21 protein-coding genes are annotated in these 26,226 nt (G+C 35.2%); 7 read left to right on the forward strand and 14 right to left on the reverse strand.

Annotation, left to right across the window (positions count from 1 at the left end; genetic code table 11):
• Window positions 1-7: 7 nt before the first annotated feature.
• The 4 genes from blaMUS (at window position 8) to AABL85_RS12220 (ending at window position 4,681) form a co-directional block, all read left to right on the forward strand.
• Window positions 8-748, forward strand: a complete 741-nt coding sequence (gene blaMUS / locus AABL85_RS12205; protein WP_341310293.1) for an MUS family subclass B1 metallo-beta-lactamase — start codon at window positions 8-10, stop codon at window positions 746-748.
• Window positions 749-840: 92 nt separating this feature from the next.
• Window positions 841-2,385: a glycine--tRNA ligase gene (locus AABL85_RS12210; protein WP_006259856.1), complete on the forward strand. Its 1,545-nt coding sequence runs from the start codon at window positions 841-843 to the stop codon at window positions 2,383-2,385.
• Window positions 2,386-3,033: 648 nt separating this feature from the next.
• Window positions 3,034-3,609, forward strand: a complete 576-nt coding sequence (locus AABL85_RS12215) for a YceI family protein (protein ID WP_341310294.1) — start codon at window positions 3,034-3,036, stop codon at window positions 3,607-3,609.
• A gap of 193 nt (window positions 3,610-3,802) precedes the next feature.
• A complete protein-coding gene (locus AABL85_RS12220) occupies window positions 3,803-4,681 on the forward strand; it encodes a hypothetical protein (RefSeq protein ID WP_341310295.1) in 879 nt (292 codons plus the stop codon).
• Between the two features lie 50 nt (window positions 4,682-4,731).
• Here the strand turns inward: AABL85_RS12220 and AABL85_RS12225 are convergent, their stop codons facing one another.
• The 4 genes from AABL85_RS12225 to AABL85_RS12240 form a co-directional block, all read right to left on the reverse strand.
• Entirely contained in the window at window positions 4,732-5,361 is a 630-nt protein-coding gene (locus AABL85_RS12225; protein ID WP_341310296.1) for an NAD(P)H-binding protein, read from the reverse strand.
• Window positions 5,362-5,502: 141 nt separating this feature from the next.
• Window positions 5,503-6,903 carry an aspartate ammonia-lyase gene (gene aspA / locus AABL85_RS12230; protein ID WP_341310297.1) on the reverse strand — a complete coding sequence of 467 codons (1,401 nt, stop codon included), beginning with the start codon at window positions 6,901-6,903 and terminating at the stop codon, window positions 5,503-5,505.
• A gap of 69 nt (window positions 6,904-6,972) precedes the next feature.
• Entirely contained in the window at window positions 6,973-7,359 is a 387-nt protein-coding gene (locus AABL85_RS12235) for a YchJ family protein (protein WP_286415389.1), read from the reverse strand.
• On the reverse strand, window positions 7,359-7,562 hold the full coding sequence (locus AABL85_RS12240; protein WP_006259864.1) for a hypothetical protein: 204 nt from the start codon (window positions 7,560-7,562) through the stop codon (window positions 7,359-7,361). Before AABL85_RS12240 ends, AABL85_RS12235 begins: the two co-directional genes overlap by 1 nt.
• 111 nt (window positions 7,563-7,673) lie before the next feature.
• Between AABL85_RS12240 and AABL85_RS12245 the strand changes: the two genes are divergently transcribed.
• Entirely contained in the window at window positions 7,674-8,360 is a 687-nt protein-coding gene (locus AABL85_RS12245) for a ComF family protein (protein WP_341310298.1), read from the forward strand.
• Between the two features lie 67 nt (window positions 8,361-8,427).
• A complete protein-coding gene (locus AABL85_RS12250) occupies window positions 8,428-10,032 on the forward strand; it encodes an Ig-like domain-containing protein (RefSeq protein ID WP_341310299.1) in 1,605 nt (534 codons plus the stop codon).
• Between the two features lie 41 nt (window positions 10,033-10,073).
• On the opposite strand, the gene AABL85_RS12255 is transcribed toward AABL85_RS12250, so the two are convergent.
• The 6 genes from AABL85_RS12255 to AABL85_RS12280 all read right to left on the reverse strand — a co-directional run bounded on the left by AABL85_RS12255 (window position 10,074) and on the right by AABL85_RS12280 (window position 16,489).
• Window positions 10,074-10,841 carry a nitrilase family protein gene (locus tag AABL85_RS12255; RefSeq protein WP_341310300.1) on the reverse strand — a complete coding sequence of 256 codons (768 nt, stop codon included), beginning with the start codon at window positions 10,839-10,841 and terminating at the stop codon, window positions 10,074-10,076.
• A 45-nt stretch (window positions 10,842-10,886) separates the two neighbouring features.
• Window positions 10,887-11,726, reverse strand: a complete 840-nt coding sequence (locus tag AABL85_RS12260) for an ion transporter (protein ID WP_341310301.1) — start codon at window positions 11,724-11,726, stop codon at window positions 10,887-10,889.
• A 94-nt stretch (window positions 11,727-11,820) separates the two neighbouring features.
• A complete protein-coding gene (locus tag AABL85_RS12265; RefSeq protein ID WP_006259870.1) occupies window positions 11,821-12,564 on the reverse strand; it encodes a succinate dehydrogenase/fumarate reductase iron-sulfur subunit in 744 nt (247 codons plus the stop codon).
• 51 nt (window positions 12,565-12,615) lie between these two features.
• Entirely contained in the window at window positions 12,616-14,616 is a 2,001-nt protein-coding gene (locus AABL85_RS12270; protein WP_286415381.1) for a fumarate reductase/succinate dehydrogenase flavoprotein subunit, read from the reverse strand.
• A 17-nt stretch (window positions 14,617-14,633) separates the two neighbouring features.
• Window positions 14,634-15,458: a succinate dehydrogenase cytochrome b subunit gene (locus AABL85_RS12275; protein WP_006259872.1), complete on the reverse strand. Its 825-nt coding sequence runs from the start codon at window positions 15,456-15,458 to the stop codon at window positions 14,634-14,636.
• 182 nt (window positions 15,459-15,640) lie between these two features.
• On the reverse strand, window positions 15,641-16,489 hold the full coding sequence (locus AABL85_RS12280; RefSeq protein WP_341310302.1) for a ChaN family lipoprotein: 849 nt from the start codon (window positions 16,487-16,489) through the stop codon (window positions 15,641-15,643).
• A 150-nt stretch (window positions 16,490-16,639) separates the two neighbouring features.
• Between AABL85_RS12280 and AABL85_RS12285 the strand changes: the two genes are divergently transcribed.
• Window positions 16,640-17,422 (forward strand): alpha/beta hydrolase, encoded by a 783-nt coding sequence (locus AABL85_RS12285; protein WP_341310303.1) that lies wholly within the window; start codon window positions 16,640-16,642, stop codon window positions 17,420-17,422.
• A 29-nt stretch (window positions 17,423-17,451) separates the two neighbouring features.
• Here AABL85_RS12285 and AABL85_RS12290 read toward each other — a convergent pair whose 3' ends face one another.
• The 4 genes from AABL85_RS12290 to AABL85_RS12305 all read right to left on the reverse strand — a co-directional run bounded on the left by AABL85_RS12290 (window position 17,452) and on the right by AABL85_RS12305 (window position 26,169).
• Complete coding sequence (locus AABL85_RS12290) at window positions 17,452-20,214, reverse strand: PD-(D/E)XK nuclease family protein (protein ID WP_341310304.1); 2,763 nt, start codon at window positions 20,212-20,214, stop codon at window positions 17,452-17,454.
• 70 nt (window positions 20,215-20,284) lie between these two features.
• Window positions 20,285-21,685 carry a thrombospondin type 3 repeat-containing protein gene (locus tag AABL85_RS12295; RefSeq protein WP_341310305.1) on the reverse strand — a complete coding sequence of 467 codons (1,401 nt, stop codon included), beginning with the start codon at window positions 21,683-21,685 and terminating at the stop codon, window positions 20,285-20,287.
• Window positions 21,686-21,793: 108 nt separating this feature from the next.
• Complete coding sequence (gene kbl, locus AABL85_RS12300; RefSeq protein ID WP_341310306.1) at window positions 21,794-22,990, reverse strand: glycine C-acetyltransferase; 1,197 nt, start codon at window positions 22,988-22,990, stop codon at window positions 21,794-21,796.
• A 32-nt stretch (window positions 22,991-23,022) separates the two neighbouring features.
• Window positions 23,023-26,169: a UvrD-helicase domain-containing protein gene (locus AABL85_RS12305; protein WP_341310307.1), complete on the reverse strand. Its 3,147-nt coding sequence runs from the start codon at window positions 26,167-26,169 to the stop codon at window positions 23,023-23,025.
• Between the last annotated feature and the right edge of the window lie 57 nt (window positions 26,170-26,226).

Below are 26,226 nucleotides of genomic sequence, written 5' to 3' on the forward strand. Positions count from 1 at the left end.
ATAAACCATGCGCAAAATACTTAGTGCCATAGCGATGTTAATCTGTACTACATTAGTACACGCTCAATCTGACAAGCTAAAAATAAAACAACTCAATGATAATATGTATATATACACTACTTATCAAGAGTTTCAGGGAGTAACATACTCCTCTAATTCGATGTACGTGCTGACAGACGAAGGTGCTATTCTAATAGACACACCTTGGGATAAAGATCAGTACGAGCCTCTAGTAGAGTACATCAGAACGAATCATAACAAAGAGGTAAAATGGGTCATCACTACCCACTTCCACGAAGATCGTTCAGGAGGATTAGGCTATTTTAACAGTACAGGAGCACAGACGTATACCTACGCATTGACCAATAAAATATTAAAAGAACGCAATGAGCCACAAGCTCAACATTCTTTTAATAAGGAAAAACAGTTTACCTTTGGCAATGAGAAGTTGGTTGTATCCTTTTTAGGAGAGGGGCATTCACTAGATAATACCGTAGTTTGGTTCCCAAAAGAAAAAGTGTTATACGGAGGATGCCTGATTAAGAGTGCAGAAGCTACAACTATAGGTAATATAGCCGATGGTAATGTAATAGCTTGGCCTAAGACTATCGAAGCCGTAAAACGAAAATTTAAGAATGCTAAAGTCATTATACCAGGACACGATGAATGGGATATGACAGGACATATCGAGAATACAGAGCGTATATTATCAGAATACAATCAACAACATTCAACTAAGAACGATTAATTAATATAGTAAATCAATAAACTTTAGGTTATTAACACTAAAATGCCAATGGCAGAGTTCCTAATCTTAAAGTCTTTTATTACTTTTGCACTATGGCAAAACAAGATGATATTTTTAAGAACGTTATTTCGCATGCTAAGGAGTATGGATACATCTTCCCTTCTAGTGAAATATACGATGGTCTAAGCGCAGTGTATGACTACGCTCAGAATGGTGTGGAGTTAAAGAGAAACATTAGAGAGTACTGGTGGAAATCCATGGTACAAATGCACGAAAATATTGTAGGAATTGATGCCTCGATTTTTATGCATCCTACCACTTGGAAAGCTTCTGGTCACGTAGATGCGTTTAATGACCCATTAATTGATAATAAAGACAGTAAGAAGAGATATAGAGCTGACGTTCTTATCGAAGACTACTGTGAAAAATTATACCAAAAGGCTCAAAAGGAAATCGAGAAAGCGAAAAAGCGCTTTGGCGAATCTTTTGACGAAGAACAATTCGTAGCTACTAACCCTCGTGTAGTAGAATATCTAGCGAAGAAAAAAGAGATCTTAGAGCGTATGGCTCGTGGTCTTGATTCAGGAGATTTAGCAGATGTAAAAGCACTTATCGAAGAGCTAGAGATCGCTGACCCTGATACAGGATCTAAAAACTGGACTGAAGTACGTCAGTTTAACCTAATGTTTGGTACGAAGTTAGGAGCTTCTGCAGACTCTGCTATGGACTTATACTTACGTCCTGAGACTGCACAAGGTATCTTCGTAAACTTCCTAAACGTACAGAAGACAGGTCGTATGAAGATCCCATTCGGTATCGCTCAGACAGGTAAAGCATTCCGTAACGAGATCGTTGCTCGTCAGTTCATCTTCCGTATGCGTGAGTTCGAACAGATGGAGATGCAATTCTTTGTGAAGCCAGGAGAAGAGATGAAGTACTACGAGTACTGGAAAGAAACTCGTCATAAGTGGCACTTATCACTAGGTATGGGAGCAGAGAACTACCGCTTCCATGACCATGAGAAATTAGCGCACTATGCTAATGCAGCTACTGACATTGAGTTTAACTTCCCATTCGGATTTAAAGAATTAGAAGGTATTCACTCGCGTACTGACTTTGACCTTAAAGCACATGAGAAGTTCTCTGGTAAGAAACTACAGTTCTTCGATAACGAGACCAACACCTCTTATGTACCTTATGTAGTAGAGACTTCAGTAGGTCTAGACCGTATGTTCTTATCTGTATTCTCTAAATCATTAGTAGAAGAGACATTAGAAGACGGTTCTACACGTACAGTATTAAGATTACCATCTGTACTAGCTCCGACTAAGGCTGCTGTACTTCCATTAGTGAAAAAAGATGGTCTTCCTGAGTTAGCTCAAGAGATAATCGAAGAGCTTAAATGGGACTTTAATGTAGCATATGATGAGAAGGATGCAGTAGGTCGTCGCTACCGTCGTGCAGATGCACTAGGTACGCCGTTCTGTATCACTGTAGATCACCAGTCATTAGAAGATAAGACTGTGACTATCCGTCACCGTGACACGATGAAACAAGACCGTGTAGCAATCGCTGACCTTAAAAACATCATAGAGAACGAAGTATCTATGAGAAACTGGTTAAAGAAAATGATGTAATCCATCATCTACCCTATACACAAAAGCCACTCTGTATCAGAGTGGCTTTTTTTATGTCATTAAGTGTGTACACTATGATTCTAACCATGCTTCATACTTGATCTCTTTATCAAGTCTCTTACACACCTTCCAAAACATCCAAGTAACTAATCCTCCTGCTAAGACAGTAGAAGTAAAACAATAAATTGATGATTCTCTTTTACTTTTCTTTCTTTTTTCTTATCTTTAAATATCATAATTCAAACATTACCTGTACTTTACAGATAAGTTAGCCCATTTTTAGTTCTTCTTTACTAGGAGATTGTTCGGGTACAGATTTGATTTGGTTCGGTAAAAAAGTCTCTAGTCTAAGTAAACACAGGATATTACCGAATAACTTCCGAACAATATTAATCCAAAAACACACAGATAATTAATTTTCAACAAGTTACACCTAACTCCTAACTCCATAATAACTTAAAAAAACCTTTTAAGGTCATTAACTCCAAATGAGGTCAAAAATGTTCTACTACATATTATTCTTATAGCTGTTACCACAAAAAACACAAATATTAACAGATAAAAATACTTCTTAATGTAGGTTAAGTGCTTAAAGCTAAATGTGGTACTACATTTGTAGTAAATAACAAAACAATTAAAATTATTATCATGAAAAAAATAGCATTATTATTCGTAGCAACATTATTCTCTGTTGCATCATTCGCCCAAACAAAATGGAATGTAGATAACTACCACTCATTTTTAAACTTCTCTGTGAAGCACTTAGGAATTTCGTTCGTAGATGGTCGTTTTGATAAATACGAGGGAACATTCGAAGGAACACCTGAAGACTTAACGAAAGGAACATTTAAATTCTCAGTAGATATGAACAGTGTGAACACATCTATCGAGATGCGTGACAACCACTTAAAAACAGATGATTTCTTCGCAGCTGAGAAATTCCCTACAATGACTTTTGAAAGTAAATCAATCAAAAAAGTAGGTAAAGATCAATACAAATTAGAAGGTAACTTAACTATCAGAGATATCACTAAGCCTGTAACATTTGACCTTACTTATGGTGGTTTATTAAAAGATGATGGGCAAGGAAATACTAAATTAGGATTCCAAGCGTCTACAACTATCAACCGCTTTGACTTCGGAGTAGCGTATGATCCATCAGGACAAGCTATCGCTAAAGATGTAAAAATAAATGTGAACTTAGAGTTCACTCAAGTAAAATAATCCTTTTACACATACTTAATTTCTGAAATAGGCTTCGCATCATAGTGAAGCCTATTTTACATTATAGCTATTCCCTATCTCACTCAAACAGAGCAACCGTAATCGTCAATTAATTATAGATAATATACTATAAACAAGAACACTATCTCATTTATATTACTTATTTTTATTATTATTAACAAATATAATTGCTATGAAAAAGATTTTATTGAGTGCTTTTATTGGAGCATTAGTTCTTACATCGTGTGGAGATAAGAACAAGAATGGTGAGGGAGACGGAGAGATTATTAAAGAACTAGTCGCAAAACCTACCCCTCCTAAAGCAGAAGGGCCTATACGAGTACTATTCGTAGGGAATAGCCATACAGAGTACTTCGCTAGTTTTCCAAAAATGTTAGACGCTCTAGCTAAGGAAAACAATAAACAAGTAGAGGTGAAATCTCTTTTAGAAATGGGAGTAAGCATAGATCAGATCATCTCTTCAAACAAGAAAAATGCTGAAAAACTATTTAATCAAACGGATAAAGATGGAAACTATCTAGACTATGTGATTCTACAAGAATCAACACCTGTAGCTATACAAGAGCTAGGCAAGTATAAATCTAACACAGCAGAGGTACATGACCAGATAGCCAAAAACAGCCCTGAAGTGGCTACATATATCTACGGTCTTACTGCTCCATTTGAATACGATAGTGCAGATTATAACGATTACCAACCTCTACTGGTAGAGAATGGTGTCACAGTAGCTAAAGCATTGCCTAACACTGGATTCTTAAACTTCTCAGCGGTATTAGGTGCTGCCTATGCTGGCAAAGAAGGTTATACTGCTACTAAGGATGGCAAAGATATGCTACGTCATACAGATAGATCACGTCATATGCTTAATGATGCTGTCTTCGTAAACTCTATAGTACTATATCAAACGCTGTTCGGTGAGACTCCTAAGATTCCGCAACAGCTACCACTGAGCACGGGTCTAGGAGATGATGATACGATAAAACTGATGGATGTAAAAGAGGGTGTCAGCGATCCGGAGGCTTTACTTAAGATAGCTGCTAGCTTTAAGTAATACTATACAACATAAATGAAAGGCTTGTCTCTAAGAGATAAGCCTTTTTATTATATCTCATTACTTTCGATAATCAAGCGACGACAGCAGTGATTCTTCGCTTCTATACGCATACGATTGGCTACCTTCACCACTTCTATCGGTTTATACTTCATGAACAATCGCATCTTATTAAAGAAAAACAAAACCTTAGCTGCAATTCGTTCTCCCATACGATTAGTTCCTGGACGTAATAAAAGTCCTGGACGAAGAATAATAGTATTCTCAAAACGCAAATTCAATACAGAGCGTTCTAAAGTTCCCTTTAGTCTACTGTAGAAGAATGCACTTTTATCAGAAGCTGCTTTAGCAGATAGTAAAATAAAGTTACTTACTCCATTCCCTTTTGCATATTGGGCAAACTGCATGACATAATCATAGTCTATATGCCATTGCTTTTGTTTAGAACCAGCCTGCTTCAGTGTAGTTCCTAAACAACTAAAAGCCACATCTCCTTCTATTAAATGCCTCCATTGGTCGATTTGTTCAAAATCAACTAAATGAACGACTAACTTAGGATGCTGAATATCCCATTCTTTACGAATAAATATGACTACTTCGTGAAAATCATCGTCACAAAGTAGTTGACGTACGAGTACTTTACCAGTTGCTCCAGTACCTCCAATGACTAATGCTTTCATAACAAACCATTTAAAGCTATTATACCACTACAATAAACTTACCAATTTGTATTGAGACAACAGATTTTAGAAAAGTTACATCTATAAACAATAAAAAAGTCTCCTAGTAGGAGACTTTTTATATCTAATAACACGTATCGATTAGATCGAATGCGGTGCTAACATATGTTTAGGGTCTAGAATCTCATCTAGTTTTTCCTTAGTTAATAGATTGTGTTCTAATACTAATTCATAAACTCCTCTACCTGATTCTAATGCTTCTTTAGCGATTTTAGTACTTGCTTTATATCCGATATAAGGATTTAGCGCTGTAACGATACCGATACTTCCTAACACTAGCTCCTTATTATGTTCTACATTAGCCTTAATACCTACTACACACTTCTCTACTAATGTGTCCATAGCATTTTCTAACCATGTCATAGACTCCATAAGAGTATGAGCTAATACAGGCTCCATCACGTTTAACTGTAACTGAGCTGCCTCAGAAGCCATCGTGATAGTCATATCATTACCGATTACTTTAAAGCACACTTGGTTTACTACTTCTGGGATAACAGGGTTCACTTTACCTGGCATAATAGAAGAACCTGGCTGCATAGGAGGTAGTTGAATCTCGTTAAGTCCTGTACGAGGCCCTGAAGATAATAATCTAAGGTCATTACAAATCTTAGACAGCTTAATAGCTACTTTCTTCAACACACCTGAATAAGCAACAAAACCACTTGTATCAGATGTAGCCTCTACTAAGTTCTCAGCAGAAGTAACAGGTTGTTTCATCAACAATCCTAAGTTCTTAGCACATAGATCTGCATAACCTGGTACAGCATTTAGCCCTGTACCGATAGCAGTAGCTCCCATATTAATCTCTAAGAACGCTTGACTAACTTGGTTAAGAACTGCTATTTCTCTCTTCAAAGTAAAGGCAAAACCACCGAACTCCTGTCCTAGAGTCATTGGCACTGCATCTTGAAGTTGAGTTCTTCCCATCTTAATAATATTCTCAAACTCTACAGCCTTAGCCTCAAATCCTTTTACTAATTTCTCTAGCTTCTCTACTACCTTCTTATTCATTTCGAACACAGCTACCTTCAGAGAAGTAGGGTATGCATCATTAGTAGATTGAGATAAGTTTACATGGTCGTTTGGAGAACAGTGTTGATAATCACCTTTCTCGAAACCTAAGATCTCTAAAGCTCTATTTGCGATTACTTCATTCGCATTCATATTAACAGAAGTACCTGCTCCCCCTTGTATCATATCTACAGGGAACTCAGCGTGTAGCTTACCGTCTATTATCTCCTGACATACATCAGCGATAACCTTATATATTTTTTCGTCTAAGACGTTTAACTCAAAATTGGTTTTGGCTGCCGCCCATTTTACAATAGCTAATCCTTTTACAAACTCAGGATAATCAGACAACTTACTTGTCGATATCTTAAAATTATTGATTGCTCTTTGTGTCTGTACACCATAATAAGCCTGTTGAGGAATTTCTAATTCACCTATTAAGTCGCTTTCAATTCTGGTTGGTTTCATACTTATACAGTTTTATATTTTCACTAAGTTACGAAGTAATTTTTATTTACCCTCTCTAAAATACAAGGATTATTCCTTAAATGTTCCTGATACATAATACCATTTCCCTCCTAACATTTCAAACAAAGAATCTTCATAGTGTTCACACACATTGCCCTCTACATCTTTATAATAAGCCTTAAAGACGACACGGCTCTCTTCACTTATCACTATTTCTAAGCGTTGCCATGTATTTTCTTTTGCCCATTGTAGAATAGCCTTCTTACTATGGAAGTGTCTAGTCTTAGGATGTGTAGTATTAATAATATATATCGCATTCGCTAAGGCATAGGCTGTGTATCTAGAGCGCATTAACTGCTCTGCAGTAGAAGGAGCAGTAGTATTCGTCACATACGGCTCACAACACTCGCTATACGCCTTACCGCTACAACAATAACAAGGTTGGTGCTGCTCCATTATCCTATCTTCTGTTTTAACTCTTCGATAATCTTCAGAAATTTACCCCAACGAACCACTTCGTCATCTGTCTGTGCATAGTCAAGTCCATCATTGATACTTTCTTCTATCTTCTCTATTGCTACAGAGGCTTCTTCTTTTTTATTTTGAGCAATTAATACCATTAATTGCATGATCTGCTGTTGTACTTCTTCTATTTTCATTTCTATATCTTCATTTCAACACAAAGATATTTGTTATTAATAATTACGTAGAGAAAGTTCTGATTAATTTTAGCATAGTATCTAAATAACATAAATAATACCCCTGGACTGATGATTATAAGTGATATCTTGAATCTACTCTTTCCGAAGAGCTGCATGGCTTGTAACTGTATATTACTGAAGAACGAACAATGTCTGTGTCTGAGTTGTAGAGACGAGATCCCTTATACTCAAGAACATCTAGTAACGCAAAATGATTCTATGGCTAAGTTCTATGGTAAAATACCCATAGAGTTTGCTTCTAGTTTGCTTTTCTTCTATAAAGGTGGTAAAGTACAGCAAATCATTCATAACCTTAAATATAAAAATCACCCAGAGCTAAGTTATTTCTTAGGTAATATATATGCTTATCAACTGGCAAAAACAACTCTTCTAAAAGAGATCACTTCTATCATACCTGTCCCCATGCATAAAAAGAAACAAAAGAAAAGAGGGTATAATCAAGTAGACGGATTCGCGAAAGCAATAAGTGAACACTTTCACATCAAAATAAATAATCAACTCCTAATCAAAACGCTCCAAACCTCTTCTCAGACAACTAAATCACGTTTTCAGAGAAAAAGTCAGACAAAAGAAGTCTTTGACCTAGACCTAAACTTTAAAGACGAGGAATACAATCATTTCTTACTCCTAGATGATATCCTCACTACGGGGAACACATTAGAAGCATGCTGTAAAAAATTATTGCAAATACCGAATACCAAAATCACGATCCTCTGTTTGGCGCGTAGCATTTAAAAGTTTTAATAATACATATTTTCTAACTAAAAAATATAGTCGTTAATTTGTCTTTTAAATTAAAACTATGTCTAAGTTTCGTATATACTTTATTGTTTGTTTTACGGTATTTTGTTTTATAACGTTTTCGAACTGTGCTAAGAGAGGGTTTATTTCAGGAGGTCCTAAAGATACTATTCCTCCAGTGGTATTAGGGAGTAATCCTAAGAACCACTCTGTCCATTTTGACAAAAAGCAGATTACTATTGATTTCGACGAATTCGTTAAGATTAAAAATGTAAATCAAAACTTGATTATCTCTCCTCCTATGGATAGAATGCCTGAAGTATTGCCAATGGGAAATGCTAGAAAGACAGTTACGATCAATCTTATAGACACTTTAAAGCCGAATACGACTTATAGTTTTAACTTCGGGGACGCTATAGCGGATAACAATGAAGGCAATGTCCTAAAGCAGTTTAAGTATATCTTCTCTACAGGAGATTATATAGACTCTCTGAAACTAAGCGGAACAATCAGAACTGCACATCAGTTAAAATCGGATAACTTCGTCAATGTCATGTTATACGATGCTGAGACATTTAAAGACTCTACTATCTATAGAGAAAAACCTCTTTATGTAACGAATACACTAGACAGTCTTACGACTTTCTCTATAGAGAACATAAAAGCAGGAAAGTATTACTTAGTAGCATTAAAGGATAAGAACAGCAACTTCATGTTTAATCCTACTGAGGATAAAATAGCATTTATAAAAGAACCTATTGAGATACCAACAGATCAATCTTATGACTTGACACTGTTCAAGTCTGATGAGAAATTCGAGGCTTCTAGACCTGCTCAGATTACTCAAAACAAATGGTACTTACCCTATATAGGGAATGCTGAAGGAGCTACTGTAGAAGTTAAAAAAGATGGGGTAGTAATCCCTAGTGCTTATACACAACTAGCTGATAAAGATAGTTTACAAGTTTGGTTCCCAAAGATAGAAGCAGACTCTCTGCACTTCACAGCTACTAAAGGTGAGTTTACAAAGACATTCATGGTTAAACCAAGACCTAAGATGAAAGAAATAGATTCGCTATCGGTATCAGGAAAATCAGGTACACTTGATTTCTTATCTGATGTATTAGTAGAAACAACTACACCTGTTAAGTCTATTAATAAAGAACTAATTACCATCTTTAACAAAGATTCTGTAGCTGTTCCTTTTACAATAGAGAACAAAGCAAGAGAACAAAAGTTCTATCTAAAGTTTAAAAAAGAAGAGCTAGATAATTATAAAGTAACCTTATGGCCTGGCGCTATTACAGACTTCTTTGGTAAAGCAAATGATACAATCGTGCTGAACAATAAAACGACAGCTTATACAGATTACGGAAACTTGACCATTACACTAAATGGATTAAAACGTTATCCTGTCATCGTTGAATTACTAGATGACAAAGAAAAAGTAATCGTTAGTCAATACAGTGAAAGCTCTAATGTATTTGAATTCTTAGCATTACCACCTAGAATGTACTACATAAGAGTTATCTATGACGATAATAAAAATGGTGTATGGGATAAAGGATACTATTGGGACAGAAGACAGCCTGAAGAATCTGTCTACTTCCCAGAACAGATAGATGTCCGTGCTAACTGGGATATTAAAGAACAAATCAATTTATAAATAATAAGGCTCTTAGCATAAAAACTAAGAGCCTTATTTGTTTATAGGATAGTAAATGAATCAGCATCTCTAAGTACACCGAAACTCTTTCTTATTTTATCTTGTTTTGCTTTGTCTAATGTTACATACGCTACTTGTTCTCCTGTCAATGGTTCTACTAAGTATCCTCCTAACATATCTAAGGCTTGCGAATGACCTGAATAGATATTGTCATTCTCATCGCTTCCACATCTATTTACGGCTACCAAATAACTCATATTCTCGATAGCACGTGCCTTTAGCAGAGAGTCCCATGCATAAATACGCTGATCTGGCCAACTAGCCACATAGATTAGTAAATCATATACTCCGTCATTATTTCTACTAAAAACAGGGAATCTAAGATCATAACAAACTAAAGGACATATATTCCACCCCCTATAGTTAACTATTAATCTATCTACCCCAGCTTTATATATCTTCTCTTCTCCTGCTAATGAGAATAAGTGTCGTTTATCATAAGTACTGATCTCACCTTCATCAGAGATAAAGAACATTCTATTATAGTAGTCTTCTCCTTCTTTAATAACAACACTCCCTGTAAGCGCATATAGATGCTTTTTGCACAACGATTGTAGCTTATTGATATATTCGTCTTCCATAGTCAAGAAAACGCGCTCAGGCTTCATTGTAAAGCCAGACACAAACATCTCAGGTAAAACTACCAAATCTGTATCTTTTTCTATGGCATTAAGCTTGTCTAAAAAATGTTCTTTATTCGCTTCTATATCCTCCCATACCAATGGCGATTGTAACATGGCAACTTTCATTACACTACGATATTTAGATTATACTCCAAAAATAAGCAATAATTCTTACTTCTCTTCTTGAGGTCTACCACAACATGGGCAATTACAACTAGAAACATTCGTTTTTTGTAAAGCTAATAACTTCTTCTCTTTTCTTTCAGCCAAGATTTCTGAAAAGCCTGATGAGATAATACCTGTAGGCAAAGCAAAGAAGCCTATCCCAATAACAGCAAGTACTCCTCCTATTAACTTTCCTATCACAGTTACAGGATAGATATCTCCATAACCTACAGTACAAATCGTAATAACAGACCACCACATGGAGTCTGGTATACTAGAGAATGCTTCAGGCTGAGAAGAATTTTCAGCATAATAAATAGCTGTAGAAGCTATCAATAATAAAAATATCAACATAAATGCCGCAATCACTAACTCACTAGCTTTTCTCTTAAATACACTGACCACAAGAGCTAATGCAGATACATAACGTGTAATCTTAAACACACGTAATAATCTAAACACACGCATTAATCTTATAATACGGAGATCCACATGTACAAAAGCTAAATAAAATGGTAACACAGCACATAAATCTATTAACTGCATAGAGGTAAAAGCATATTTTAATCTTCCTAAAAAAGGTTGGTTAAAACGTTTATCACAGGTAATAGACCACATTCTCAATATATACTCTATCGAGAAGAAAGCAACAGAAAATAAATTAAATGAATAGAAAAAAGAACTGTACTCTTCTCTAAATTCAGGAATTGATTCAAAGATCAATGAGATAGCATTCAGTAATATCAAGATAATGATAGCTCCTTGAACAATCTTACTTTCAATTGAATTAGAATCATTATTCAGTAAATTATATATCCTGTGTTTTATCGAAATATTTCTCTTCATCACTCAAATTCTCTTGCCTAAAATTAGAATAGCAAAAATAAAAAAAGCAGATATATCTCTATATCTGCTTTTACATTTATTTCAAGAAAAACTATTATTTCAAGCTTGCTTTTAAGTATTCTCTGTTCATGCGAGCGATGTTCTCTAAAGAAATTCCTTTAGGACATTCTACCTCACATGCTCCTGTATTAGTACAGTTACCGAATCCTAAAGCATCCATCTCAGCTACCATATTAAGTACACGATCAGCTGCTTCTACTTTACCTTGTGGTAACAAAGCAAATTGAGAAACTTTTGCAGATACGAATAACATAGCAGAAGAGTTTTTACAAGTAGCTACACATGCTCCACATCCGATACAAGTAGCTGCGTCAAATGCACGGTCAGCATCATGCTTAGGAATTGGAATAGCGTTAGCATCTTGTGTATTACCAGAAGTATTCACAGATACGAAACCACCTGCATGCTGAATTTTATCAAAAGCAGTACGGTCAACTACTAAGTCTTTAATTACAGGGAAAGCTTTAGCTCTAAATGGCTCGATATAAATAGTATCACCATCTTTGAACTTTCTCATGTGTAACTGACATGTAGTAATACCTCTATCTGGTCCGTGCGCTTCACCATTAATAAATAAAGAACACATACCGCAGATACCCTCACGACAGTCATGGTCGAAAGCTACTGGATCATCACCTTTCTCGATTAACTCATTGTTTAATACATCAAGCATTTCTAAGAAAGACATATCAGGAGAAACATTGTTGATTTTATAATCAACCATTTTTCCTTGTACTTTAGCGTTTGATTGACGCCATATTTTAAGTGTAAGATTCATTTGTATCGAATTTTTACAAAAAGACAAGGTCCGAAGACCTAAGTCTCAATATTATTTATAACTACGAGTTACCAATTTAATGTTTTCATAAACTAAGTCTTCTTTGTGAAGCACTGCATCACTTGGGTTTCCTTTGTATTCCCAAGCAGCAACGTATGCGAAGTTCTCATCATCACGTTTTGCTTCTCCATCCTCAGTTTGGTGCTCTTCACGGAAGTGACCTCCACAAGATTCTTCACGGTGTAAAGCATCTTTAGCGAATAATTCACCTAATTCTAAGAAATCAGCTACTCTTAAAGCTTTCTCTAACTCTTGGTTAAAGCTCTCTGCAGTACCTGATACTTTCACATCTTTATAGAACTCTGCTCTTAACTCAGCAATTTCAGCCATAGCTTCAGTTAAACCTTTTGCGTTACGAGCCATTCCTACTTTATCCCACATAATTTTCCCAAGCTTCTTGTGGAAGTGGTCAACAGAATGTGTTCCTTTATTGTTCATTAAGTGGTCAATGATATCTCGAACATTTTTCTCAGCAGCTTCGAACTCAGGTAAATCTGTTGGGATAGTTCCAGTACGAATATCATTAGCTAAATAATCTCCGATAGTATATGGTAATACGAAGTATCCATCAGCTAAACCTTGCATTAATGCAGAAGCTCCAAGACGGTTAGCACCGTGATCAGAGAAGTTAGCCTCACCTAAGATATAACATCCTTCGATAGTAGACATCAAGTTATAATCTACCCATAACCCACCCATTGTATAGTGAACTGCAGGATAAATCATCATCGGAGTTGTATATGGATCCTCATCTACGATCTTCTCGTACATTTGGAATAAGTTACCATATTTATTTTCAACTACATCTTTACCTAATTTGTAAACTAACTTAGCGTCATTTTCATCTAAATGTTGAATACGAGCTTGCTCTTTACCATAACGCTCAATAGCAGAAGCGAAGTCTAAGTATACTGCTTCACCTGTAGCATTAACTCCATATCCAGCATCACATCTTTCTTTAGCAGCACGAGACGCAACGTCACGAGGTACTAAGTTACCGAATGATGGGTATCTTCTTTCTAAGTAGTAATCTCTATCTTCTTCTGCAATTTGAGTTGGTTTTAATCTACCTTCTCTAATTGCTATAGCGTCTTCCATTTTTGCAGGAACCCAAATACGTCCATCGTTACGCAATGACTCAGACATCAAAGTAAGCTTTGATTGGTGGTCACCAGTTACAGGAATACAAGTTGGGTGAATTTGTGTATAACAAGGGTTAGCGAAGAATGCTCCACGTTTGTGTGCTTTCCAAGCAGCAGTAACGTTAGAACCCATTGCATTTGTAGATAAGAAGAATACGTTACCATATCCACCTGTACAGATAACTACAGCGTGAGCAGAGTGACGTTCTATCTCTCCATTGATTAAGTTACGAGCGATAATACCTCTAGCTTTACCATCAACTTTAACGATGTCTAGCATCTCATGACGGTTATACATTTGGATTTTACCACGACCGATTTGACGGTTCATAGCAGAGTATGCTCCTAACAATAACTGTTGTCCAGTTTGTCCTTTAGCGTAGAAAGTACGAGATACTTGTACCCCACCAAAAGAACGGTTATCTAATAAACCTCCGTACTCACGTGCAAAAGGTACACCTTGAGCTACACATTGGTCAATAATATTTTCAGAAACTTCAGCTAAACGGTAAACGTTTGCTTCACGTGCACGGTAGTCACCTCCTTTTACAGTATCATAAAATAATCTGTAAACTGAGTCACCATCACCTTGGTAGTTCTTAGATGCGTTAATCCCCCCTTGAGCAGCAATAGAGTGCGCACGACGAGGTGAATCTTGATAACAAAAAGCTTTTACGTTATATCCTAACTCAGCTAATGTAGCAGCAGCAGAACCACCTGCTAATCCAGTTCCTACGACAATAACATCAATGTTACGTTTATTCGCTGGGTTAACTAATTTAATATGATTTTTATAGTCAGACCATTTTTTATCAAGTGGTCCATTAGGTATTTTAGAATCTAATTTCATGATCAATTTCTTTAGGACTATTTAATAAAATGAATATATAATGGGATGATAGCAAATAGCGCAGGTACAACATACGCAATCAAAAAGCTAAGCCCTTTAAGTACTCCCTTATATTTAGGATTATTAGCTCCTAAAGATTGGAATGCACTACCAAATCCATGAGATAAGTGGAATCCTAAAACCACCATAGCAAGTACATAAGCAATTGTAGCGATTAATCCAGTACTTTCATTTTGGAAGAACTCAATTGTAATTTTATGTAAATCTTTATATCCATCAGCAATTTTTAAATCTGTACCTGCTTGATAAAACTTAGTACCTTTTACTTCTATCTGTCCCATTTCAACAGCGTTTACTGGGATAGCTTGCTCTTGTACTGTTTTATATACTACTACAGGATCTTGACCCTCTACTTTTACTTCTACAGTTTGTAAAGGCATTTCACTAAAGTGCATTTTAGCCCAGAAGTTAGCCATGTGAGTCACGATGAATACTAAAAGTAAAGTTCCTAATACCGCCATATTTCTTGAAGAAAATGAGCTATTAGAAGCAGCGTTGTTTTTTGCATATCCGATTGGACGTGCTTTTTTGTTTTGAATCGTTAAAACGATACCATCAATCGCGTGGAAAAGGATTGAAATATACGTAACATAAGATAATACTTTTACTGCTGGATTAGTAGTCATAAATAACGCATACTCGTTAAATGCAGAAGCGTCACCAAATATCAATTGAAGGTTTCCCGCCAAGTGACCTACTAAAAACAAGCATAAAAATAACCCTGTAAGAGCCATCCAATATTTCTTAGCTAAGGATGACTTTAAAAGTGCAGATTTTGCCATAATGTAATTTTAATTGTTTTTCTTGAAAAAATCTCTCAAAAATACACCTTCTTAACGTTATCAACAAAGCCTGCCCTTCTATTTATACTCGATATAAACAAAGAATAAAACAATGCTAACTCACTAAAATAGACCAATCGAGATTTTTTTTAAGAAAAAAAAAGGTTTTTTATAGTAAAGCGTTAAAATGATTTTAAAATATTCGCATCTATAACAATAATAAAGTTAGCCAAGTCTAAATTATCAAATTCGAAATGACCTACATTATCACTCTCTACCATTGTAATAGTAGCAATCTTCAATGAAGGTCTATATTGATTAAGATACCATACTATCCCTTCATAATTATTACTGTGATAAGAACCATTATAGTGCAAGAATAAATGGCTTGGTTTTAAATTTTGAACAATGAAGTGCCCCATAGTAGCATCTTTGATTGCTTGTGCCTTCGGCAAATTCTCATCTTTATGATCTTCAAACATCGCCATCATATTCTTATATCCTGGTAAATTACCATCATAAGGAAATGGCAATGGTGCAATCCAACTCTTCTCTTGTACACTTAGAGTATCTAATGCAGCAGTACCTTTTTTAAACAATAGACTCGCATACCGTCTAGGTACATTAGTCGCAATAAATTCTAATTTATTCTCCTTTGCATATTCTACTAATGGTTTATAATCAGTTTTATAATTATTCCAAAGTCTCACTTCTTCTTGAAACTGCTCTTCTGTACTATTTCCTTTTACATATTTAGTCAACCCCTCTTGGTTATCCGCTTCAAACATTTCTGCTCCAAGAGTTAGCTGCCTTCTATCTCCTAACGATTCTGTTACCTGTAATTGTAACCAATGTCCTAATGAATTATTGTGAAACTCCCCAAACAAAACCACCTCACTTTTACTAAGCGATTTTATCATCTTTTCATAAGACACTTTTTTTCCCTTATTAGTATAGATTTGATAAGGCAATCCTGATTGTCCATAAGTTATTCCGCATAACAACAAAAATGCACTAACTATTTTTTTCATTTTAATAAATATTTTGAAATTAGAAATGCAAAGATACTCTTTTCTATTATTTAGACTGATTTAATATAGGTGTAATACCTGGAGCGCTGTTGAATGTTAAAAGATTTGACAAAGTCATACTATATCATACATTTGCAACAAAATTAAAGAATGGCAACTACAAAAATTCTATATAAAAACACTAATTTATCATATACTGACAAAGGAAAAGGAAGTACCTTAATTTTCCTACATGGATTTTTAGAGGATAGTAAGATGTGGAATTACTACCTTGACTATTTTTCTAAGAAATATAGAGTTATTGCTATTGATCTTTTAGGACATGGTGAATCAGGTTGTATTGGCTACATACACAGTATGGAAGATATGGCTGATGCTGTTTTTACAATTACAAATTCTTTAAATCTAAAAAAAGTAACACTAATAGGTCATTCTATGGGAGGTTATGTATCACTAGCATTCGGAGAACTATATCCTGATAATGTAAAGAAAATAATATTAGTTTCATCTACTACCAGAGCTGACAGCACAGAAAGGCAAATTAACAGAGACAGAGCAGCTGAAGTAATTAAAAAGAATAGCGATCTCTTTGTTACTATGGCGATTAACAACACCTTTTTAGAAGATACTAAAATCACTCACGCTAAAGAAGTACAAGAACACTTAGATATTGCTCTTAGAACACCTAAGCAAGGTATACTAGCAGCTGTAGAAGGAATGAAATCAAGAAATGACAGAGAAGTTCTACTTCATTTTGCTCCCTATCCTATAAGTATGATTGTAGGTAATGCTGATCCTGTTCTTTCTATTGAAGAAATCACTAAAGAAGTTGAAAATACTGAATGTGATTTAACTATTATCACTGGAGGGCACCTACTTCAGATTGAAGCTAAAGAAGATCTACTAGAGGCACTAAAAAATACGATAAAGTAAAAATAGGGAAGCTTTTGCTTCCCTATTTTCTATAGTTCTTTTTCTATAAAGTCCTCATCAGGATTTAGTATCTCTAACAACAAGGAAACTAATTCATCCTTGAATAGAGCTAATGTATCAATTGTAATAGCATGATTAACCTCTCTTCCTTCTTTCACTCCGAAAAATAAAAACCCGCCTTTTCTATTCTTGAATGAATAAATACCAGCTTCTACAGATTGATTTGTATTGTGTTTCGTATACATTAAAGCATAACACAATAATTGAATTATTTTATCATTTTTCAAATCAAGTGTAAGTCCTTCCCATGTACTTAACTTAACATCATTTACTTCTACTTTACCACTTTTATAATCAATAACTCGGATTACACCATTTCGTTCTTCTATTCTATCTACAAATCCAAATAGATTAATAGGATAAGGTAATCTAGAATCTTCAAGTGTAAAAGTAAGCTCTGTCTCTAACTCCAATAATAAAATATCATCTCCCTCTTTTATCTTTTCTATCTCTCCTTCTAGAAAGTGATACACATTTCGTTTGGCTACTTCAAAAGCTAGTAAGTTCTTTCCAATTTTCTCCTTATCACTGTTATACACTTCTTCAAACTGCAATTGTACCTCTGCATCTGCCTTTGTTTTTATGATGTTAATGATCTCCACTGTAAGTCTAGCTCCTTTAAAGGGTTTATACAAATTCTCTAAAGAGTTGTGTATAATAGTCCCTAGTGTATTTAAAGCCACACTCTCCTCTACTTCCTCCACTTCTCTAATCCTTAAGACACGTTGTAAATAAAACTGTATAGGATTGCGAAGATAATTAGATAAAGCTGATGGAGAAAACCCCTTAGTTGTAGCAATATTCTTTAGCTCTTCTTTTAAAAGGTCTGACTTCGGAATCTGAATCAACTCATTCGCTTTTTCGGGCAGATCTGCTGAATAGGTAACATATTTTACATCATGGGCTTCCAATTGTTCTACTTCTAACTGTGTTAAGAACCTACTCTTTTCTCCTGCATCCATTCCCTCTGATTGAGAGTTATACAAAAGATAGATATTCTTTGCTCTTAACAAGAGATGATAAAAGTGAAAACTATAAATAGCATCCTTTTCTTTATAAGTTGGCAAGCCTATTTCTCTCTTTACATCATAAGGTATAAAGGAATTAACTGACTTACCTGCAGGAAATTTACCCTCATTAACAGAAGTGACAATAACAGTATCAAAATCCAAAACACGACTCTCTAATACTCCCATTATCTGAAGCCCCTCTAAAGGCTCTCCTTCAAAAGATACTTCAGACATATCCATCACCTGTTTATACAACGAATACAAAGTATCATAATTTTGTATAAAATCATATTTCTGACAATAAGAAACTAGCCTATTCAACATCTGATAGGAAGAATACAAGAATGTTTTACTAATTCGATCACTGTGTACCTCATCATCTAAGCTATCCTTAATAGCCAGCACAATCTCAATAAGGTTTTGTAAAACTTCAACAGATGACCGTTCATTCCATCTACCAAACACAAGCTTACGAACAGGAAACTCATCATCCTCTATCCACTCTGTAAAACGATTTAAACTAAAAAAGCTAAGATTTCGATCATTAATTTCTTTAATAACCTTTTCAGACACAATTATTTGTGTTAATACAGGATTAGTCAGTACATCTAAAATCTCCTTGTAGTAAACAACATATTGCTTACTCGAGCGTCGTATAGCAGCCAAATGCATCTTAAAAATCTTATTCAACAAAATCTGAATAGGATTACTCTTACCACTATACCCCATTGTGATATTCAAACTTGATACTGAAGAAGGCAGACTATGCAGTACAGGTAATAGCAAATTCTCCTCTCCTAATACAATGGCAACCTTCTCTAACCTTGAAGCTTCATCACCAAGTCCTTCCACGATTTGTCCAGCGATCTTTGCTTGCCCTACACTTTTAGGAGTTTGTATTACTTGTATATTCTTTTCTTTTCCAAACTCATCTACTATCCACTCAAAAGGGTTATATTGATAGTGTATCCAATTGCGCTTTATACGTCTCAGAAAGAGCGCTGCATCGTGATAAGGATCTTCCATAAAATGTTTATCAATATCCCAGAACACCTTAGCTCTCTTCTCTAACAAGAAATGTTGAATAATTTTCTCCTCTGCTGCATTTAATGCATTAAACCCAGCGAAATAAAACACCTTATTATTACTATTCAAGTACTCTTTATGAGACTTAACAGCCTCTCGATATATCAATCCTTGATAGCCGATACGCTCTTCTAATAGAACTTCATAGAACTTTTTATAGTATACTGGTATCTGCTCCCAAAAAGCTAAGTAATTTACAATTAAGTCTGTCTTTTGTTCAGGATCTAAAGACCAGTGTTTAATATCTTCGATATTTTTTAAATATGAAAACACATAATCAGGGTTCAACAAGTAACGGTCCACTTCATTAAAATCACTTAACAACATATTAGCCCAGCTAGAGAAGCGATCAAAATCCTGTGCATTACCGCCCTCTATTTCTTGGTAAGCTACATAAAACTTAAAAAGTAATTCTATCGAATCTATCCCTCTAATCTTCGACACCTGTTGAATGAAGTCCTCAATATTAATAATCTCTGGAGCGAAGACACTATTTCTGTAATACTTCTTTAAGTTTTCTAACAAAAAGACTTTTGCTCTTTTATTAGGAAGAACGATAACCAAATTATCCATAGAATTAGGAAAATCGGCATAAATCTGCGCACTCAGCTTATCTAAAAAAGTATTTGATCTCATAAAATAAAGGTACAAAAAAAACGCTCCGATTACTCGAAGCGTTTTCTATAGATTATGTGTTTTAAATCAATTATTTAGCTAATTGGATTTCAACACGTCTGTTTAACTCACGTCCTTTAACTGTTTTGTTAGAAGCGATTGGATCTTTAGATCCGTATCCTTTAGAAGTTAATCTAGCAGAATCGATTCCTTTTTCAATTAAGTAAACTTTTACAGCGTTAGCTCTATTATCAGATAATGGTATGTTAATTCTGTCAGATCCTGTACTGTCAGTATATCCAGCGATGTGGAAATTAGCAGTTGGGTATTCTTTCATGATTTTAACCATATTATCTAACACTGCGTAAGAACCATCTTGGAAAGTATATTTTCCTGTGTGGAATAATAATGTTTTTCCGTAATCGTTAAGCTGTTTTACTTTCTCAGGCTCGATTTCTTTAACTTCAGGACATCCGTTGTTAGAAGCTGGACCAGGTACGTCTGGACATTTATCTAAATGATCAGGCACTCCGTCTCCATCTCTATCTGGCCAAGGACAACCATTGTTTTCTTTTGGACCAGGTACTTCAGGGCACTCATCTTTATTATCTGGCACTCCGTCTCCGTCTGTATCAGGACATCCGTTGAACTCAGCTAAACCTGGGATCTCTGGACATTCGTCTTTATTATCTGGAATACCATCTCCGTCTGTATCAGGACATCCGTTGAATTCTGGTAAACCTGGTAAATCTGGACACTCATCTAAATGATCTGGAATTCCATCTCCGTCTGTATCAGGACATCCGTTGAACTCAGCTAAACCTGGAATATCTGGACATTCGTCATATTTGTCTAAAACTCCATCTCCATCTGTATCTTTTCCACCAAATTGGAAACGAATACCTGCAAAGTGTTGCATATGTGAAGCAACTCCTACGTCTGGTGTTCTAGAATCAGAAAATGAATGTTTATAAGTAGATTGCACAGTTAAAGCAACGTTTTTAGTAAACCAGAAGTTTAATCCAGCTCCTCCATTAACAGTTCCTTGACTTGCATCTCCCATAAAAGTATAACCTCCACCTACTAAGATGAATGGATCAACTACTTTTGATTTCAAAATCTCTTTGAAGCTATATTTAACTTCTGCGTCAATTCCGTAGTAAGTTAAATCTCCAGGATTGTACTTTTCATATCCTTCTGCTTCTGATTTGATGAATTTGTCAATTTTATTAACAGACCCAACTAAACCTAAAGAGAATCCATCACCTAAGTATCTAGCTACATTTAAGTAAGATACTGATGGTAAGATATTCCAGTTATCCGTTTTAAAATATCCTCCTGTTCTGTGTGCAAAACCTTTAGCTGAACTTACTTTTGTGTCAACTGCGTTTGCTCCAACAGTTACAGCCCACGGATGGTCAGCGTCTTGCGCGTGAGCTGAAAGCCCTGCACAAAGAATTGCTGCTGCAAATAATTTGTTGAAATGTTTCATAACTTTTATTTTTTACTTTACCGTAATAATCTAGCAAAAGTACAATTATCAATCAATATTTACAAAAAATTTCGTTAAGAATAGTACTTTTTATTGTATTAACCTTTTTTATTGAATAACTTTTAGCTCTTTACCTACTTCTGTAAACGCAGCGATAGCTTTATCTAAATGTTCTTGAGTATGTGCAGCTGATAATTGTACACGGATTCTCGCCTTATCTTTTGGCACCACAGGGAAGAAGAATCCTGTTACATAAACTCCTTTTTCTAAAAGCCTATCTGCCATTACTTGCGATAATTTAGCATCGTATAACATCACTGGTACAATAGCAGAATCTCCATCAATAATATCAAAACCTGCCTTTTTCATTCCATCTTTGAAGTAGTTTGTATTCCACTCTAACTTATCGCGTAATGAAGTATCGTGTTTTAAAATTTCAAATACTTTAATAGAAGCTCCAACAATCATTGGTGCTAAAGAGTTAGAGAATAAATATGGTCTAGAACGTTGTCTTAATAATTCAATAATTTCTTTTTTACCTGTAGTATATCCTCCCATTGCACCACCTAGAGCTTTACCTAAGGTTCCTGTGATGATATCCACACGTCCCATTACGTTCTTAGCTTCTAATGTTCCTTTACCTGTAGCTCCGATAAATCCAGCAGCATGACATTCGTCTACCATTACTAAAGCATCATACTTATCAGCTAAATCACATATTTTATCTAATGGTGCTACTAGACCATCCATTGAGAATACACCATCCGTTACAATGATTTTAAAACGGTGACCAGCCTCATTCGCTTTGATTAATTGTTCTTCTAATTCAGCCATATTGTTATTTTCATAACGATAACGAGCTGCTTTACATAAACGCACTCCATCAATAATTGAAGCGTGGTTTAAGCTATCAGAGATAATTGCATCTTCTGCAGCTAATAATGGTTCGAATACTCCTCCATTAGCATCAAAAGCTGCTGCATAAAGAATAGTATCTTCTGTTCCATAGAAATCAGCAATAGTAGCTTCTAATTTTTTGTGTATATCTTGTGTTCCACAAATAAAACGCACTGAAGACATTCCGAATCCATGGGTATCTAATGTATCTTTTGCTGCTTGAATTACTTCTGGATGTGATGACAATCCTAAATAATTGTTTGCACAAAAGTTTAAAACTTTATCCCCTGTAGAAACAGTAATCTCTGCACCTTGTGGCGAAGTAATAATTCTCTCCTTTTTAAATAATCCGTTATCCTCTATTGACTTTAATTCATTCTGAAGATGATCTTTAATCTTTCCGTACATAATATTTTAAGTTTTAAACAATTTATACTCTTCTACAAATGTATTATATTTAAGTTCTCCCCTGTATATAGCAACACCATTTTAACGACTTCATAACCCATTTCTACTAATGACTGTCCATAAGCCCTCACTTGGTCTTTATATTTTTCTTCTTCTTTACCTGTTTTATAATCTAATATATAAGCCTGTCTTCCTCTTATCACTACTCTATCAGGTATAGTATTGCGCTGATAAGGCCCTATGATTACTCGCTCGTTAAATACAATATTATCTTCTCTAAAGAAAATCTCTAAATCAGAGTTACTTACGATACGCTGAATAATTTCTTTAAAACGCTCCTTTGCATCTTCTTGTATCAATCCCTTTTCTAGCCCTTCTCTCACCACAGCATCTACATCGTGATAATCTGTTATAAACGACATCAATTTATGGACTAGATTACCATACTCTATCGCTTTTTGGTTATGAGAGTCCCACATCAAGGCTTCCCTCTGTGCAATTTTGATCGCTTCAAAATCCAATACACTCTTTACAGGAAGAATCATTTTATTTACTTCATCCGTAATGACCTCTTTACTATTAGAAACCTTCACCTTCTCTCCAAATCCATAGACTAAATCCACATCATTGTAAACACCTTCTGTTACTAAAAAATCTAAGAAAAGTTTAGATAAATTATTTCTAAACTCTCCCTTGCTCGTTACGTTTTTATAACTAATAATATACAACTGTTCTTCTGCCCTTGTCAATGCTACATAAAGGACATTTACATTATCTAGCAACATCTCTTGTTCTTTTTTCTCGTACAGAAGTTGAGCATACTCACCATACTCCACCACTTCCTTCTTAGAGTCAACTAAGGCCTTTGGGAACATAATCTGATCTTTATCCGTCTCTATATTTACCCATAGCTTATCACGACTAGGGCGTGTGAAGTCCTCTTCTGCAAAAGGAAATATAACGATTGGAAATTCTAATCCTTTAGATTTGTGTATCGTCATAATCTGCACAGCATTTCTACCTTCAGGTGTCGGTATGCTAAACTTGTGATAATTTGTATTCCAATACTCTAAGAAGTCACTAATTCCAAACTGATTCTTTAAAGACTTTTCTAACACCAAGTCTAAGAAATACAAAACATAAGAACTAGCACTCTTATCTGGTAAAAAAGCTAAAACAATAGCCTCTACAGCATCGTACAATGACTTCGAACGACAAGCCTCAAATGAGATAGGCACATTGTGATCTACTAACCAAGCTTCTAATTCTAACTCAGTCTCAAAAGAAAGTCCAGCTTTTATAAAGTCGTGTTTCTTTGTCAAATCATTTTGCTTACCACTTACATAGTACAGCAGCATCATCTTTGCTTCTAAATCGCGCTCTGTCTTTAAGAACTTCAGTACATTAATGATCAACCTCACCTCACTAGCATTGTTAATCAATAACGAATCAGAAGAAAGTATCTCTAGACCATTCTCTGTTAAGTAATTTGCTAATAGCACACCGTGATCTCTCTTACGTGTTAGAATAACAATATCTTTTAAATCAAACCCTTGTTCTAAAACACCTTGTATAGTATTCAGCGTAGCTTGTGCATATTGCATATTCTTCTCTTCAGCATCTTCTCCTTCATCCTTTTGTAAGAATTCAATATTTACATACCCGCCAGCTTTACTATTAACCTCTTGATAACTATTATTCTCATATAGATCTTTATAGTCCTCGTTAATAAAGTTACGAGAGACATCCTTAAAAAATCTATTATTAAATTGAATGACCTCTGCATAACTTCGATAATTACGACCAAGGTTCACAGTCTGTTTATCAGGATTAGCAAAGGGATTCTCATCCTTGCTCAAGGCGATAAATTGTTCTGCCTTTCCTCCGCGCCATCTATAGATAGACTGCTTAGGATCTCCTACTATCATTAAGCTTCCCTTAGTTCCTGTGTGATCTTCTCCTGCTAATGCATTATCGATCAATGGTACTAGATTCTGCCACTGCATTTCTGACGTATCCTGAAACTCGTCTATAAAAAAGTGATGATACCGCTCTCCTAAACGCTCATAAATAAATGGGGCTGGTTGATTCTGTATTTCATTGTGAATAATCGCATTAAACTGAGTAATTGATAATATATTCTGCTCTTCTTGAATCTTATCCATCTCTTGTCCTATAGTACTTAATAGAGATAGAGGAGTAAGGTTTTTCAAGAAAGCAGTATAAAAAGCTCTACGAGAATACAGATCATATACCTGCGCTAACACCTTTAGAAAATCTGGTATAAAAGCTTCGATTAACTCAACATCTTTAGCAGTCTTCTTTATTTTAATATCATCAAATTCGTGATAACGCTTCGTTGTACCTACAGTATCTTGAATCACATTCTCTATATGCTTGACGAAATACTGTCCTGAGAACGAAGTTTTATCCATTCCTTTAGACTCCATTAAGTCCATTATACTCTGTCCTAGAACAATACTCTCTGCCGTAATCTTTTTAATCTCTTCGCGAAGAAAATCTCTCACCTTTACAAAGTCTTGTAAAGTATGCTCAGCGAACAAAGCTATTTCTTCTCTATTATTCTCATTTAATAGTAAAGCTCCCACTTCTTTAAGCTCTCTCGTGATATCCCAGCTCTTATCATTATCTGCTTTATCGATAGAAAAATCAATCAACAAATCTGTCAATTCACTATCCACACCTGCTTTTGCGATTACTGCATCCACTGCCTCTTGTAGTAACTCATCTGAATCTAACGAAACCTCAAAGGTCATTGGCAATTCTAAATCAAAGGCAAAAGAACGAATTACCTTATGGGTAAACTTGTCTATCGTAGAGATATCAAAAGAAGCATAGTTGTGAATAATACTTCTGATAATTCGCCCTGATTTAGCTCTTATAAATCCTTCCTCTAATTCTGTTTCTTCTTGTACTTGATGAAAGATACTTCCATACTTAGGATCTAACTCTTCTTTAGAAAAAGCATTTAGACAAGATACAACACGAGTCTTCATTTCTGCTACAGCTTTGTTCGTAAAAGTAATAGCAAGTATCTTTTTATAGGCGTCGTCTTGCTTATCAAGGAGTAAAATCTTAAGATATTCCTTAACTAAAGTATGGGTTTTTCCAGACCCAGCAGACGCGTTATATATTGAAAATGAAGGCTTATCAAGCATGAAGTAGGTTCTATTTATTAACTTATATTAAACATTACAAACCTTCCATATTAGGCT

This window comes from Myroides odoratimimus (assembly GCF_038039805.1).
Taxonomy (GTDB): domain Bacteria; phylum Bacteroidota; class Bacteroidia; order Flavobacteriales; family Flavobacteriaceae; genus Flavobacterium; species Flavobacterium odoratimimum_B.

Excerpts from the sequence above, each read along its gene's own strand:
- blaMUS (WP_341310293.1), top strand. The coding sequence starts at position 8 with ATGCGCAAAATACTTAGTGCCATAGCGATGTTAATCTGTACTACATTA.
- AABL85_RS12210 (WP_006259856.1), top strand. The coding sequence starts at position 841 with ATGGCAAAACAAGATGATATTTTTAAGAACGTTATTTCGCATGCTAAG.
- AABL85_RS12215 (WP_341310294.1), top strand. The coding sequence starts at position 3,034 with ATGAAAAAAATAGCATTATTATTCGTAGCAACATTATTCTCTGTTGCA.
- AABL85_RS12220 (WP_341310295.1), top strand. The coding sequence starts at position 3,803 with ATGAAAAAGATTTTATTGAGTGCTTTTATTGGAGCATTAGTTCTTACA.
- AABL85_RS12225 (WP_341310296.1), bottom strand. The coding sequence starts at position 5,361 with ATGAAAGCATTAGTCATTGGAGGTACTGGAGCAACTGGTAAAGTACTC.
- aspA (WP_341310297.1), bottom strand. The coding sequence starts at position 6,903 with ATGAAACCAACCAGAATTGAAAGCGACTTAATAGGTGAATTAGAAATT.
- AABL85_RS12235 (WP_286415389.1), bottom strand. The coding sequence starts at position 7,359 with ATGGAGCAGCACCAACCTTGTTATTGTTGTAGCGGTAAGGCGTATAGC.
- AABL85_RS12240 (WP_006259864.1), bottom strand. The coding sequence starts at position 7,562 with ATGAAAATAGAAGAAGTACAACAGCAGATCATGCAATTAATGGTATTA.
- AABL85_RS12245 (WP_341310298.1), top strand. The coding sequence starts at position 7,674 with ATGATTATAAGTGATATCTTGAATCTACTCTTTCCGAAGAGCTGCATG.
- AABL85_RS12250 (WP_341310299.1), top strand. The coding sequence starts at position 8,428 with ATGTCTAAGTTTCGTATATACTTTATTGTTTGTTTTACGGTATTTTGT.
- AABL85_RS12255 (WP_341310300.1), bottom strand. The coding sequence starts at position 10,841 with ATGAAAGTTGCCATGTTACAATCGCCATTGGTATGGGAGGATATAGAA.
- AABL85_RS12260 (WP_341310301.1), bottom strand. The coding sequence starts at position 11,726 with ATGAAGAGAAATATTTCGATAAAACACAGGATATATAATTTACTGAAT.
- AABL85_RS12265 (WP_006259870.1), bottom strand. The coding sequence starts at position 12,564 with ATGAATCTTACACTTAAAATATGGCGTCAATCAAACGCTAAAGTACAA.
- AABL85_RS12270 (WP_286415381.1), bottom strand. The coding sequence starts at position 14,616 with ATGAAATTAGATTCTAAAATACCTAATGGACCACTTGATAAAAAATGG.
- AABL85_RS12275 (WP_006259872.1), bottom strand. The coding sequence starts at position 15,458 with ATGGCAAAATCTGCACTTTTAAAGTCATCCTTAGCTAAGAAATATTGG.
- AABL85_RS12280 (WP_341310302.1), bottom strand. The coding sequence starts at position 16,489 with ATGAAAAAAATAGTTAGTGCATTTTTGTTGTTATGCGGAATAACTTAT.
- AABL85_RS12285 (WP_341310303.1), top strand. The coding sequence starts at position 16,640 with ATGGCAACTACAAAAATTCTATATAAAAACACTAATTTATCATATACT.
- AABL85_RS12290 (WP_341310304.1), bottom strand. The coding sequence starts at position 20,214 with ATGAGATCAAATACTTTTTTAGATAAGCTGAGTGCGCAGATTTATGCC.
- AABL85_RS12295 (WP_341310305.1), bottom strand. The coding sequence starts at position 21,685 with ATGAAACATTTCAACAAATTATTTGCAGCAGCAATTCTTTGTGCAGGG.
- kbl (WP_341310306.1), bottom strand. The coding sequence starts at position 22,990 with ATGTACGGAAAGATTAAAGATCATCTTCAGAATGAATTAAAGTCAATA.
- AABL85_RS12305 (WP_341310307.1), bottom strand. The coding sequence starts at position 26,169 with ATGCTTGATAAGCCTTCATTTTCAATATATAACGCGTCTGCTGGGTCT.